The 13702-nt window shown below is 52.6% G+C and carries 9 protein-coding genes, 6 tRNA genes and 3 rRNA genes; 1 reads left to right on the forward strand and 17 read right to left on the reverse strand.

Annotation, left to right across the window (positions count from 1 at the left end; all coding sequences use genetic code 11):
- Positions 1-18 precede the first annotated feature (18 nt).
- From rplA to tyrS, 17 genes are all read right to left on the reverse strand, one after another.
- The gene (gene rplA, locus PSH59_RS23205) at positions 19-714 is read right to left on the reverse strand and encodes a 50S ribosomal protein L1 (RefSeq protein ID WP_003176434.1); all 696 of its coding nucleotides are present in this window, start codon (positions 712-714) and stop codon (positions 19-21) included.
- Entirely contained in the window at positions 714-1145 is a 432-nt protein-coding gene (rplK, locus tag PSH59_RS23210; protein ID WP_003176435.1) for a 50S ribosomal protein L11, read from the reverse strand. Before rplK ends, rplA begins: the two co-directional genes overlap by 1 nt.
- Positions 1146-1262: 117 nt before the next feature.
- Complete coding sequence (gene nusG, locus PSH59_RS23215) at positions 1263-1796, reverse strand: transcription termination/antitermination protein NusG (protein ID WP_003176436.1); 534 nt, start codon at positions 1794-1796, stop codon at positions 1263-1265.
- A gap of 9 nt (positions 1797-1805) precedes the next feature.
- Positions 1806-2174, reverse strand: a complete 369-nt coding sequence (secE, locus tag PSH59_RS23220; protein ID WP_005791990.1) for a preprotein translocase subunit SecE — start codon at positions 2172-2174, stop codon at positions 1806-1808.
- A gap of 45 nt (positions 2175-2219) precedes the next feature.
- A tRNA-Trp gene (locus tag PSH59_RS23225) sits at positions 2220-2295 on the reverse strand.
- Positions 2296-2439: 144 nt separating this feature from the next.
- Positions 2440-2515: transfer RNA gene (locus PSH59_RS23230), tRNA-Thr, on the reverse strand.
- A 26-nt stretch (positions 2516-2541) separates the two neighbouring features.
- Positions 2542-2615 (reverse strand) — tRNA-Gly (locus tag PSH59_RS23235).
- Positions 2616-2638: 23 nt separating this feature from the next.
- Positions 2639-2723 (reverse strand) — tRNA-Tyr (locus PSH59_RS23240).
- Positions 2724-2865: 142 nt separating this feature from the next.
- Positions 2866-3312 (reverse strand): hypothetical protein, encoded by a 447-nt coding sequence (locus PSH59_RS23245; protein ID WP_305393753.1) that lies wholly within the window; start codon positions 3310-3312, stop codon positions 2866-2868.
- A 7-nt stretch (positions 3313-3319) separates the two neighbouring features.
- Positions 3320-4069, reverse strand: coding sequence for a pantothenate kinase (locus PSH59_RS23250; RefSeq protein ID WP_305393754.1), 750 nt, complete (start codon positions 4067-4069; stop codon positions 3320-3322).
- Positions 4059-5018, reverse strand: coding sequence for a bifunctional biotin--[acetyl-CoA-carboxylase] ligase/biotin operon repressor BirA (birA, locus tag PSH59_RS23255; RefSeq protein ID WP_305393755.1), 960 nt, complete (start codon positions 5016-5018; stop codon positions 4059-4061). The genes PSH59_RS23250 and birA overlap by 11 nt, the downstream gene beginning before the upstream one ends.
- Positions 5019-5176: 158 nt before the next feature.
- A 5S ribosomal RNA gene (rrf, locus tag PSH59_RS23260) occupies positions 5177-5292 on the reverse strand.
- A gap of 157 nt (positions 5293-5449) precedes the next feature.
- Positions 5450-8340: ribosomal RNA gene (locus PSH59_RS23265) — 23S ribosomal RNA — on the reverse strand.
- 234 nt (positions 8341-8574) lie between these two features.
- A tRNA-Ala gene (locus tag PSH59_RS23270) sits at positions 8575-8650 on the reverse strand.
- Between the two features lie 30 nt (positions 8651-8680).
- Positions 8681-8757: transfer RNA gene (locus PSH59_RS23275), tRNA-Ile, on the reverse strand.
- Between the two features lie 82 nt (positions 8758-8839).
- A 16S ribosomal RNA gene (locus PSH59_RS23280) occupies positions 8840-10376 on the reverse strand.
- Together the 16S, 23S and 5S rRNA genes with 2 tRNA genes alongside form the textbook arrangement of a ribosomal RNA operon.
- Before the next feature lie 496 nt (positions 10377-10872).
- Positions 10873-12072: a tyrosine--tRNA ligase gene (gene tyrS, locus PSH59_RS23285; RefSeq protein ID WP_305393756.1), complete on the reverse strand. Its 1200-nt coding sequence runs from the start codon at positions 12070-12072 to the stop codon at positions 10873-10875.
- 208 nt (positions 12073-12280) lie between these two features.
- On the opposite strand from tyrS, the gene PSH59_RS23290 reads away from it, so the two are divergent.
- Positions 12281-13699 (forward strand): peptidoglycan DD-metalloendopeptidase family protein, encoded by a 1419-nt coding sequence (locus PSH59_RS23290; RefSeq protein ID WP_305395326.1) that lies wholly within the window; start codon positions 12281-12283, stop codon positions 13697-13699.
- Positions 13700-13702 lie beyond the last annotated feature (3 nt).

Raw genomic sequence — 13702 nt, forward strand, 5'->3', positions numbered from 1 at the left:
CTTGCGCCAATCTGTGTTTTATACGTCCAGCGAACCTTGGTCGATCACCAGGCCTGGGCCCATAGTGGTGCTCAGGGTAACGCGCTTGACGTAGATACCTTTCGAGGAAGCTGGCTTGATGCGCTTCAGATCAGCGATCAGGGCTTCAACGTTTTCCTTCAGCTTGACAGCATCAAAGCCGACTTTGCCAACGGAGGTGTGAATGATGCCGTTTTTGTCGGTGCGATAACGAACCTGACCGGCCTTGGCGTTTTTAACCGCGGTAGCCACGTCTGGGGTTACGGTACCGACTTTCGGGTTAGGCATCAGGCCACGTGGACCCAGGATCTGACCCAGCTGACCAACAACGCGCATTGCATCCGGGGAAGCAATAACCACGTCATAGTTCAGGTCGCCGCCTTTCATTTCGGCAGCCAGGTCATCCATACCAACGCGATCAGCGCCAGCGGCCAGAGCAGCTTCAGCTGCCGGGCCTTGGGTGAAGACAGCAACACGTACAGTCTTGCCAGTACCGTGTGGCAGCACAGTAGCGCTACGAACGACTTGGTCGGATTTACGTGGATCAACACCCAGGTTCACAGCAACGTCAACGGACTCGCTGAACTTGACAGTCGACAGCTCGGTCAGCAGAGCAGCAGCGTCTACAAAGTTGTAGGACTTGCCCGCTTCGATTTTGCCGGCGATAGCCTTTTGACGCTTAGTCAGCTTAGCCATTACACACCCTCCACGTTAAGGCCCATGCTACGAGCAGAACCGGCGATGGTACGCACGGCTGCATCCATATCAGCTGCAGTCAGATCCGCGTTTTTGGTTTTCGCGATTTCTTCCAGCTGAGCACGAGTCACGGTACCAACCTTAACGGTGTTAGGACGAGCGGAACCGCTAGTCAGACCAGCAGCTTTCTTCAGCAAAACCGAGGCCGGAGTCGACTTGGTTTCGAAAGTGAAGCTACGGTCGCTGTATACAGTGATGATCACTGGAGTCGGCAGACCTGGCTCAAGACCCTGAGTACGGGCGTTGAATGCCTTGCAGAATTCCATGATATTCACGCCATGCTGACCCAGAGCGGGACCAACAGGTGGACTTGGGTTGGCCTGAGCGGCCTTCACTTGCAGCTTGATGTAAGCGGTAATCTTCTTGGCCATGAGGCACTCCAATTACGGGTTCAAACGCCTCGAAAGGCTCCCCGGTTACTTGCGCGTTTATCCCAGTGACGACAAAACCCCACAGCCTAGGGCTGCGGGGTTGGGATGCTTGCCCAGCTAGACCTTTTCGACCTGACTGAACTCTAACTCTACCGGGGTAGAGCGACCGAAAATGAGCACTGCCACTTGGATCCGACTCTTTTCGTAGTTAACTTCTTCGACAGTGCCGTTAAAATCAGCAAACGGACCGTCAGTGACACGAACAACCTCACCCGGCTCGAACAACGTCTTCGGCTTAGGCTTATCGCTGCCATCAGCAACACGACGCAGAATTGCTTCCGCCTCTTTGTCAGTGATCGGAGCAGGCTTATCAGCAGTACCACCAATGAAGCCCATGACACGAGGGGTATCCTTGACTAAGTGCCAAGTACCTTCGTTCATATCCATCTGTACCAGCACGTAGCCAGGGAAGAACTTGCGTTCGCTTTTACGCTTCTGCCCATTCCGCATTTCAACCACTTCTTCAGTGGGAACCAGAATTTCGCCGAAGCCATCTTCCATGCCTGCCAGCTTTACGCGCTCCAGCAAAGAGCGCATAACATGCTTCTCGTAACCCGAGTAAGCATGCACAACGTACCAACGCTTAGCCACGGGACACCCTTAGCCAACAATCAAGGAAACAAGCCAGCCGAGCAGGGAGTCAAGCCCCCACAACAGCAACGCCATAACCAAAACAACAGCCACTACGATCAATGTGGTCTGAGTGGTTTCTTGGCGAGTCGGCCAAACGACTTTACGGATTTCGGTGCGAGCTTCCTTTACCAAGACCGCGAAAGACTTGCCCTTGGCAGTCTGCAGACCCACAAAAGCAGCCACAGCAGCAAGAGCCAGCAAAGCAAGAACACGGTACAGGATCGGCGAAGCAGAATAGTACTGATTGCCAACAACGCCTACGACCACCAAGGCGACCACAGCGAGCCACTTAAACAGATCGAAACGAGAGCTTTGAGCTTCAGCCTTAGGAGTCATCTATGAAGATCCTGTGAAAAGAAAGCCAGATACACCACGTGAATCTGGCAGGTCAGGAGGGAATCGAACCCCCAACCTACGGTTTTGGAGACCGTCGCTCTGCCAATTGAGCTACTGACCTAAAACAAAATCAGGCCGACCATTATGCAGGCCTGAAAAAGACTTTACAACAACCAACCCCACAAGACCTGAAATCAATCAACAACCTTCAAGCCGAGGCAGCTGTTAAAACAAAGGCAGATATTTTCATATCTGCCTTGTCATATGGAGCTCTTGAGCGGATTTGAACCGCTGACCTCACCCTTACCAAGGGTGTGCTCTACCAACTGAGCTACAAGAGCAAAACACCGTGCACAACCTGCAAACTTGGAGCGGGTAGCGGGAATCGAACCCGCATCATCAGCTTGGAAGGCTGAGGTTCTACCACTAAACTATACCCGCGGAGCTTGCAGCTCACGCTAAAATGGTGGAGGGGGAAGGATTCGAACCTTCGAAGTCGTAGACGTCAGATTTACAGTCTGATCCCTTTGGCCGCTCGGGAACCCCTCCTAAGCGAGCCGGCATTCTATATCATGCCAGCCTTCTGTCAAGCATTTTCTCATTTAAATTATGAGGTTAGCTGCATTGACGGTTGCTCCGCTGCGTTAACCTTAAAGGTCTTCACTGCGAAGCGGGCGCCATTCTATGCAAACTATTCGACAGTTGCAATGCCTTCACACAGCATTATTTTATGTTTTAACTCATTGAATTCCTTAGCAAGGTTTTCAAAGGACAGATCTTCGGCCAGACGCCGGCTTTCTGGGGCCACTCGAAGCCAGTAACCCGACACGTCAGCGACGCTCAGTAACTGGACCTTGACCTTTATATCCAAGCTAGTGAGGCGCTGCTCGACCATTTGAGCCTGATGCAGATCAGCAAAGCCACCTATGTACAAACACGTACTTTGTGCATCCGTGACTTTCAGCCGATCTCTTCGCACAGCGGCGTCAGAAGATTCGCTCAGGAGGCGAATATCTTGCTGAGCGCCTCGATATAGACTAAGAGGCGTTACGTCCTTGGCGCGCAATGGCGCCTCTTGCTGATGCCAAACGTAGTAAAAGGCGTTGAGGACGAGCAATAACAAAAACAACCAACGCATAAATACCTCAAGACAAAGGGCACGCTATCGCAAGACCAACAAACACCAGATCGGGAACGAGCAGAGCCTGCGGCACAGCATCCGAGATCAAATCTGCATCCCCCCCGGTCAGGAAGACTGTAAATTCACTCCCCCAATAGCTACGAGCCAGCTCCAACTGAGTGAACACAAACCCTCTAAGCATAAGCATACACCCACGCTCAACCGCCTCTACCGTTGTACGCCCCGGCGAGAAACCTTCCAGAGCGCGCTCTGCAGCCGCATCGTCATAACGAATCTTACGCGTATGTGTTCGTAGCTGACTGCGCATAAGAGGCATACCTGGGCAAATGAAACCACCCAGGTGCTCACCGTCGGCGGCAACGAAATCAGCAGTCGCGGCAGTGCCGAAATCCAGAACGAGGCACGCGCGGGCCGCTAACTTGTACCCACCCAACACCGCCAGCCAGCGATCAAGACCCAGTCGCTCGAAATCCTCATAACCATTGCGTACCCCTGCCAGTTCCTTAGCAGGCGCAGCGCAGGAGACCGCAACACCGAACGCCCTTACAAGAGCCGACACCAGCGCCTCAGTCTCCTCTGATGCGCGAACACTCACGAGCCTGCAGTGCACCAGCGACAAGCCTGGAAGCGCTACAAGGCTTTGAATCAAGACCTCATCCGAGCTCGCGACACCTTCCGCAAAAGTTATTACTGTGACGGAATCCAGTACTCGCCATTTTATAAAGCTATTCCCACAGTCGAGCTCAAGAATCATCACGCAACCTCAGGCTTAGCTCACCACCGCTGTATATTTTCTCCACTCCGCTCACACCCAAACGTAACGCGCCCTGACTGTCTATACCCAGCACTACGCCATCAACCTGATTGACTCCAGCAATAAGAGAAACTGCTCGCCCCCGCCAAAGGTGACTCGACTCCCACTCCTGCTGGAGGGCGGAAAAGCCAAATGCTCGATGCCTTTCCAGGTAATGCTGCAACTGCATCCCTAGCTGTGCCACCAAGCAATTACGATTGATAGACGCTCCAGTCTCAAGATGCACCGAAGTCCATTGCTGGTCGACATCTGCTGCACTTTGCATATTTACGTTTATGCCGATACCGAGTACTACGTGACAAATATCCGCAGGATCTCCGACTAATTCCAGCAGGATGCCTGCGATTTTTTTCGGACCCACCAGGACGTCGTTTGGCCATTTCAAGCCAGCATTCTGTACACCTGCATTTTGCAAGGTCTGCATGACTGCCAATCCGACAACCAGGCTGAGCCCCTCCAACTGCCGTAAACCACCCTCAATGCGCAACACAAGGCTGTAATAGATATTCTGAGCAAATGGGCTTACCCACTTGCGGCCGCGCCTGCCACGCCCCGCACTCTGCTGCTCAGCGAGCACCAAAAACGGCGTATTGCACGCACCGCCTATCAGCCTTAGAGCCTCAGCATTTGTAGAGTCGATAGAGTCGAATATATGAATAGGCCATGCCAACGACGGCGCATTTGCGCCTATCTCTTCAGCATCCAGCAAAAACAGAGGCGCAGCGAGCTGATATCCTTTACCCCGAACTTTATGAATAGGTAGATTTAATTCCCCCTCAAGATGCTGGAGCTGCTTCCATACAGCACTACGACTCACCCCCAAGGCAGCACCTAGGGCCTCACCGGAATGAAATCGTCCATCTTTTAGAAGTTTTAACAGCTTCAGCATGCAGGTATCGCCTCACAATGAGGCACGCATGATAGCCATGCGCAGGGCCATTGCATAGAAAGGGTACACTTCAGCCCATCAATAAGCCTCCCCGTACTTTCCGAGCGCCCAAAACAAAACCCCTGTCTGCGTGAGCAAACAGGGGTTCTGGAATTTAATCTTGACGATGACCTACTCTCACATGGGGAAACCCCACACTACCATCGGCGATGCATCGTTTCACTACTGAGTTCGGGATGGGATCAGGTGGTTCCAATGCTCTATGGTCGTCAAGAAATTCGGGTACTGACTCGTGACCAAACGGCCTCGCTTCAGCAAATCGGGTATGTGACAGCCTTCGGTGTTTTGCGATCTACAAACTTTCGGTTCGTCTCGTCTTCACACACCGCAATCTGATGCCCTTTCAGGTTCTCAAATTGCTTGGGTGTTATATGGTCAAGCCTCACGGGCAATTAGTATTGGTTAGCTCAACGCCTCACAGCGCTTACACACCCAACCTATCAACGTCGTAGTCTTCGACGGCCCTTCAGGGAACTCAAGGTTCCAGTGAGATCTCATCTTGAGGCTAGTTTCCCGCTTAGATGCTTTCAGCGGTTATCTATTCCGAACATAGCTACCCGGCAATGCCACTGGCGTGACAACCGGAACACCAGAGGTTCGTCCACTCCGGTCCTCTCGTACTAGGAGCAGCCCCTCTCAAATCTCAAACGTCCACGGCAGATAGGACCGAACTGTCTCACGACGTTCTAAACCCAGCTCGCGTACCACTTTAAATGGCGAACAGCCATACCCTTGGGACCGGCTTCAGCCCCAGGATGTGATGAGCCGACATCGAGGTGCCAAACACCGCCGTCGATATGAACTCTTGGGCGGTATCAGCCTGTTATCCCCGGAGTACCTTTTATCCGTTGAGCGATGGCCCTTCCATACAGAACCACCGGATCACTAAGACCTACTTTCGTACCTGCTCGACGTGTCTGTCTCGCAGTCAAGCGCGCTTTTGCCTTTATACTCTACGACCGATTTCCGACCGGTCTGAGCGCACCTTCGTACTCCTCCGTTACTCTTTAGGAGGAGACCGCCCCAGTCAAACTACCCACCATACACTGTCCTCGATCCGGATAACGGACCTGAGTTAGAACCTCAAAGTTGCCAGGGTGGTATTTCAAGGTTGGCTCCACGCGAACTGGCGTCCACGCTTCAAAGCCTCCCACCTATCCTACACAAGCAAATTCAAAGTCCAGTGCAAAGCTATAGTAAAGGTTCACGGGGTCTTTCCGTCTAGCCGCGGATACACTGCATCTTCACAGCGATTTCAATTTCACTGAGTCTCGGGTGGAGACAGCGCCGCCATCGTTACGCCATTCGTGCAGGTCGGAACTTACCCGACAAGGAATTTCGCTACCTTAGGACCGTTATAGTTACGGCCGCCGTTTACCGGGGCTTCGATCAAGAGCTTCGCGTTAGCTAACCCCATCAATTAACCTTCCGGCACCGGGCAGGCGTCACACCCTATACGTCCACTTTCGTGTTTGCAGAGTGCTGTGTTTTTAATAAACAGTCGCAGCGGCCTGGTATCTTCGACCGGCATGAGCTTACGGAGCAAGTCCTTCACCCTCACCGGCGCACCTTCTCCCGAAGTTACGGTGCCATTTTGCCTAGTTCCTTCACCCGAGTTCTCTCAAGCGCCTTGGTATTCTCTACCCAACCACCTGTGTCGGTTTGGGGTACGGTTCCTGGTTACCTGAAGCTTAGAAGCTTTTCTTGGAAGCATGGCATCAACCACTTCGTTAACTAAAAGTTAACTCGTCATCAGCTCTCGGCCTTAGAATCCCGGATTTACCTAAGATTCCAGCCTACCACCTTAAACTTGGACAACCAACGCCAAGCTGGCCTAGCCTTCTCCGTCCCTCCATCGCAATAACCAGAAGTACAGGAATATTAACCTGTTTTCCATCGACTACGCTTTTCAGCCTCGCCTTAGGGACCGACTAACCCTGCGTCGATTAACGTTGCGCAGGAAACCTTGGTCTTTCGGCGTGGGTGTTTTTCACACCCATTGTCGTTACTCATGTCAGCATTCGCACTTCTGATACCTCCAGCAAGCTTCTCAACTCACCTTCACAGGCTTACAGAACGCTCCTCTACCGCATCACTTACGTGATACCCGTAGCTTCGGTGTATGGTTTGAGCCCCGTTACATCTTCCGCGCAGGCCGACTCGACTAGTGAGCTATTACGCTTTCTTTAAAGGGTGGCTGCTTCTAAGCCAACCTCCTAGCTGTCTAAGCCTTCCCACATCGTTTCCCACTTAACCATAACTTTGGGACCTTAGCTGACGGTCTGGGTTGTTTCCCTTTTCACGACGGACGTTAGCACCCGCCGTGTGTCTCCCATGCTCGGCACTTGTAGGTATTCGGAGTTTGCATCGGTTTGGTAAGTCGGGATGACCCCCTAGCCGAAACAGTGCTCTACCCCCTACAGTGATACATGAGGCGCTACCTAAATAGCTTTCGAGGAGAACCAGCTATCTCCGAGCTTGATTAGCCTTTCACTCCGATCCACAGGTCATCCGCTAACTTTTCAACGGTAGTCGGTTCGGTCCTCCAGTTAGTGTTACCCAACCTTCAACCTGCCCATGGATAGATCGCCCGGTTTCGGGTCTATTCCCAGCGACTAGACGCCCTATTAAGACTCGCTTTCGCTACGCCTCCCCTATTCGGTTAAGCTCGCCACTGAAAATAAGTCGCTGACCCATTATACAAAAGGTACGCAGTCACCCAACAAAGTGGGCTCCCACTGCTTGTACGCATACGGTTTCAGGATCTATTTCACTCCCCTCTCCGGGGTTCTTTTCGCCTTTCCCTCACGGTACTAGTTCACTATCGGTCAGTCAGTAGTATTTAGCCTTGGAGGATGGTCCCCCCATATTCAGACAAAGTTTCTCGTGCTCCGTCCTACTCGATTTCATGACTAAGAGATTTTCGCGTACAGGGCTATCACCCACTATGGCCGCACTTTCCAGAGCGTTCCGCTAATCTCAAAGCCACTTAAGGGCTAGTCCCCGTTCGCTCGCCACTACTAAGGGAATCTCGGTTGATTTCTTTTCCTCAGGGTACTTAGATGTTTCAGTTCCCCTGGTTCGCCTCTTGCACCTATGTATTCAGTACAAGATAACCATCTTATGATGGCTGGGTTCCCCCATTCAGACATCTCCGGATCAAAGTCTGTTTGCCGACTCCCCGAAGCTTTTCGCAGGCTACCACGTCTTTCATCGCCTCTGACTGCCAAGGCATCCACCGTATGCGCTTCTTCACTTGACCATATAACCCCAAGCAATCTGGTTATACTGTGAAGACAACATTCGCCGAAAATTTGTAATGAATCACAAATTTTACCTTAGCCTGATCCGTTACCAGTGAAAGTAACGTTCAGTCTATCTTTCTATCACATACCCAAATTTTTAAAGAACGATCTAGTCAAAGACTAGAAATCAACATTCACCATCATCACAATGGAATGCTCATTTCTAAGCTTTCGTACGTCAGAAGCAGTAGTGGTGGAGCCAAACGGGATCGAACCGTTGACCTCCTGCGTGCAAGGCAGGCGCTCTCCCAGCTGAGCTATGGCCCCATATTTCTACAGGCGTTTCCCACACAAAATTGGTGGGTCTGGGCAGATTCGAACTGCCGACCTCACCCTTATCAGGGGTGCGCTCTAACCAACTGAGCTACAGACCCAATTTCGGGCTGCTTCTTATCGTCTTCTTCAATGAATCAAGCAATTCGTGTGGGAACTTATGGAGCAGCTGATGTCGTCGATTAAGGAGGTGATCCAGCCGCAGGTTCCCCTACGGCTACCTTGTTACGACTTCACCCCAGTCATGAATCACACCGTGGTAACCGTCCTCCCGAAGGTTAGACTAGCTACTTCTGGTGCAACCCACTCCCATGGTGTGACGGGCGGTGTGTACAAGGCCCGGGAACGTATTCACCGCGACATTCTGATTCGCGATTACTAGCGATTCCGACTTCACGCAGTCGAGTTGCAGACTGCGATCCGGACTACGATCGGTTTTGTGGGATTAGCTCCACCTCGCGGCTTGGCAACCCTCTGTACCGACCATTGTAGCACGTGTGTAGCCCAGGCCGTAAGGGCCATGATGACTTGACGTCATCCCCACCTTCCTCCGGTTTGTCACCGGCAGTCTCCTTAGAGTGCCCACCATTACGTGCTGGTAACTAAGGACAAGGGTTGCGCTCGTTACGGGACTTAACCCAACATCTCACGACACGAGCTGACGACAGCCATGCAGCACCTGTCTCAATGTTCCCGAAGGCACCAATCTATCTCTAGAAAGTTCATTGGATGTCAAGGCCTGGTAAGGTTCTTCGCGTTGCTTCGAATTAAACCACATGCTCCACCGCTTGTGCGGGCCCCCGTCAATTCATTTGAGTTTTAACCTTGCGGCCGTACTCCCCAGGCGGTCAACTTAATGCGTTAGCTGCGCCACTAAGAGCTCAAGGCTCCCAACGGCTAGTTGACATCGTTTACGGCGTGGACTACCAGGGTATCTAATCCTGTTTGCTCCCCACGCTTTCGCACCTCAGTGTCAGTGTTGGTCCAGGTGGTCGCCTTCGCCACTGGTGTTCCTTCCTATATCTACGCATTTCACCGCTACACAGGAAATTCCACCACCCTCTACCACACTCTAGTCAGTCAGTTTTGAATGCAGTTCCCAGGTTGAGCCCGGGGATTTCACATCCAACTTAACAAACCACCTACGCGCGCTTTACGCCCAGTAATTCCGATTAACGCTTGCACCCTCTGTATTACCGCGGCTGCTGGCACAGAGTTAGCCGGTGCTTATTCTGTCGGTAACGTCAAAACAATCACGTATTAGGTAACTGCCCTTCCTCCCAACTTAAAGTGCTTTACAATCCGAAGACCTTCTTCACACACGCGGCATGGCTGGATCAGGCTTTCGCCCATTGTCCAATATTCCCCACTGCTGCCTCCCGTAGGAGTCTGGACCGTGTCTCAGTTCCAGTGTGACTGATCATCCTCTCAGACCAGTTACGGATCGTCGCCTTGGTGAGCCATTACCTCACCAACTAGCTAATCCGACCTAGGCTCATCTGATAGCGCAAGGCCCGAAGGTCCCCTGCTTTCTCCCGTAGGACGTATGCGGTATTAGCGTCCGTTTCCGAACGTTATCCCCCACTACCAGGCAGATTCCTAGGCATTACTCACCCGTCCGCCGCTCTCAAGAGAAGCAAGCTTCTCTCTACCGCTCGACTTGCATGTGTTAGGCCTGCCGCCAGCGTTCAATCTGAGCCATGATCAAACTCTTCAGTTCAAACATCTTTGGGTTTTTAAGAAACCCTAAACTTGGCTCAGCAATCGTTGGTTACATCTTTGATTTCTCGCGGAGTAACTTGTGATGCTGATAATCTTGTTGACTATCAGTCTGACTCCACAAGCACCCACACGAATTGCTTGATTCAGTTGTTAAAGAGCGGTTGGTTAAGAGCTTTCGTCTCAACCGAGGCGCGCATTCTACAGCAGCCTCATTTGCTGTCAAGTGATTATTTTCAGAAGCTTTCGAAGATTTCTTCAACAACTTCAACCACTTGCGCTTCAGATCTCTCTTCAGCGGGAGGCGAATTCTACAGCGTTACACGCTGCTGTCAACACCCCTTTCTCAACTTCCTTTTGGCTTCGATGAACTGAAGCAACCTACTGCCGAAAATCGCTTAACTCATTGTTTACCAAAGAGTTTTCCGTTTCGACTGCGCCGGAAGTGGGGCGAATTATAGACAGATATAATTCGCCGTCAACCTCTATTTGAGCACTTATTCAGATTTGAGCGTAATACGCGCAAATGCCTTCTTACCCGCCTGACAAACGTGAGTCGCGCCCAGCTCGTATATAAAAGTGCGATCAACAACCTCACCATCTATACGCACACCGCCAGAACCAAGAAGGTCGCGCGCAACCGCCGAATTCTTAACCAGGCCCGCCTTATTAAGGACAGCAGCGATTGGCATCGCCTCGGCAGCACTCAGCTCAATTTCCGGCAGATCGTCCGGCAACTCACCATCCTTCATGCGATTGCCTGCAGCGCGATGCGCATTGGCTGCCGCCTCGTCACCATGGAAGCGCGCAACGATCTCTTCCGCCAGCTTGATCTTCACATCACGCGGATTGACGCCCGCCTCAACATCTGCGCGCAAAGCATTGATTTCGTCCATCGAGCGGAAGCTCAGCAGTTCGAAGTACCGCCACATCAAAGCATCAGGAATGGAGACGAGCTTGCCGTACATAACACCCGGCGCCTCCTGGATGCCCACATAGTTGCCCAGGGACTTGGACATTTTCTTGACTCCATCCAAGCCCTCCAGCAATGGCATGGTCAGAATGCACTGCGCTTCCTGACCATACGCACGCTGCAACTCCCGCCCCATCAACAGGTTAAATTTCTGATCAGTACCACCCAACTCAACGTCCGCCCGCAGCGCCACCGAGTCATACCCTTGAACCAATGGATAAAGGAACTCGTGAATAGCGATCGGCTGGTTGGTGGAGTAGCGCTTGTCGAAATCATCACGCTCAAGCATACGCGCCACCGTGTACTGGGATGTCAGGCGAATGAAATCAGCCGGCCCCATCTGATCCATCCAGGTAGAGTTGAACGCCACCTCAGTCTTGGCGGGATCAAGAATCTTGAACACCTGGGTCTTGTAAGTCTCCGCGTTATCGAGCACCTCCTCACGCGTCAATGGCGGACGCGTCGCGCTTTTGCCGCTCGGGTCGCCGATCATCCCGGTAAAGTCACCTATAAGGAAGATGACCTGATGCCCCAGCTCCTGAAACTGGCGCAGCTTATTAATAAGCACGGTATGACCCAGGTGCAGATCCGGCGCCGTCGGATCAAAGCCAGCCTTAATACGCAGGGGCTGGCCACGCTTGAGCTTTTCGATCAGCTCGGCCTCGACCAACAGTTCTTCCGCACCACGTTTTATCAGCGCTAGCTGCTCTTCAACCGACTTCATAACAGACCCGCAAGGCTCAGATTCAAAAGGGAACCAACCATACAAGATCAGGGACTAATTACAAGTTTTGCCCTGCGCACGGACACCGTTCAGCAAGCCCAGCGTTCGCGAGCTTGCGCCACAGATGATTTGGTTATATTTTATACAGTTATTTCATCTTCATCATGTCATTCATCTTTTCCATTTCATCTTCAAAGTCAAATTACCTATGACCACTGAACCGTCTAAAGCGCCGCCGCTTTACCCGAAGACCCACCTGCTCGCCGCAAGTGGTATCGCCGCCCTTCTTAGCCTGGCACTCCTGGTATTCCCTTCCAGTGACGTAGAAGCCAAACGAACATCTTTGAGCCTTGACCTGGAAAGTCCAGTTGAACAACTGACACAAGACCAAGACGCTTCCGACGCACAACAAGCCACAACTGCACCAGCTGAATCACCGTTTGCTCAGATAGACAGCTCGCCCGAAGACACCCAGCAAGCCGTTCAGGACCAGCCAAAACCTACAGTAGATGTGGCCAGGAACCCTCAGCACCGCGAAGTGATAGTGGCCAAGGGCGACACGCTCTCGACCCTGTTCGAAAAGGTCGGCCTGCCCCCCGCTACGGTTAATGAAGTACTGGCCAGTGACAAACAAGCCAAGCAATTCACCCAGCTCAAGCACGGCCAGAAGCTTGAGTTCGAACTGACACCAGACGGTCAGTTGAGCACCCTGCATAGCAGCGTCAGTGACCTCGAAAGCATCTCCCTGACCAAAGGTGCCAAAGGTTTTGCCTTCAACCGCGTCACAACCAAACCCGTTACACGCTCCGCCTACGTTCACGGCGTGATCAACAGCTCGCTTTCCCAATCCGCCGCCCGTGCCGGCCTGTCCCATAGCATGACCATGGACATGGCCAGCGTATTTGGCTACGACATCGACTTTGCTCAGGACATCCGTCAGGGTGACGAATTCGACGTAATCTACGAGCAGAAAGTCGCCAACGGCAAAGTGGTCGGCACGGGCGCGATTCTCTCCGCGCGCTTTACCAACCGTGGCAAGACCTATACCGCCGTGCGCTACACCAACAAGCAGGGCAACAGCAGCTACTACACGGCTGATGGCAATAGCATGCGCAAGGCCTTCATCCGCACCCCGGTAGACTTCGCTCGTATTAGCTCGCGCTTCTCAATGGGGCGCAAACATCCAATTCTGAACAAAATCCGCGCGCACAAGGGCGTCGATTATGCGGCCCCCCGCGGCACGCCTATCAAAGCGGCCGGTGATGGCAAGGTGCTGTTGGCCGGACGCCGCGGTGGGTACGGTAATACCGTGATCATCCAGCATGGCAATACCTACCGCACCCTGTACGGCCATATGCAAGGTTTTGCCAAAGGCGTGAAGACTGGGGGCAATGTGAAGCAGGGACAAGTGATTGGTTATATCGGCACAACTGGCTTGTCCACCGGACCGCACTTGCACTATGAATTCCAGGTCAATGGCGTGCACGTCGACCCATTGGGCCAGAAGCTGCCGATGGCCGACCCAATCGCCAAGGCAGAGCGCGCGCGCTTCATGCAACAAAGCCAACCACTGATGGCTCGCATGGACCAAGAGCGCTCCACCCTGCTGGCTTCGGCAAAGCGTTAAGCC

Source organism: Pseudomonas sp. FP2309 (assembly GCF_030687575.1).
In the GTDB taxonomy this organism is placed as follows: Bacteria; Pseudomonadota; Gammaproteobacteria; order Pseudomonadales; family Pseudomonadaceae; genus Aquipseudomonas.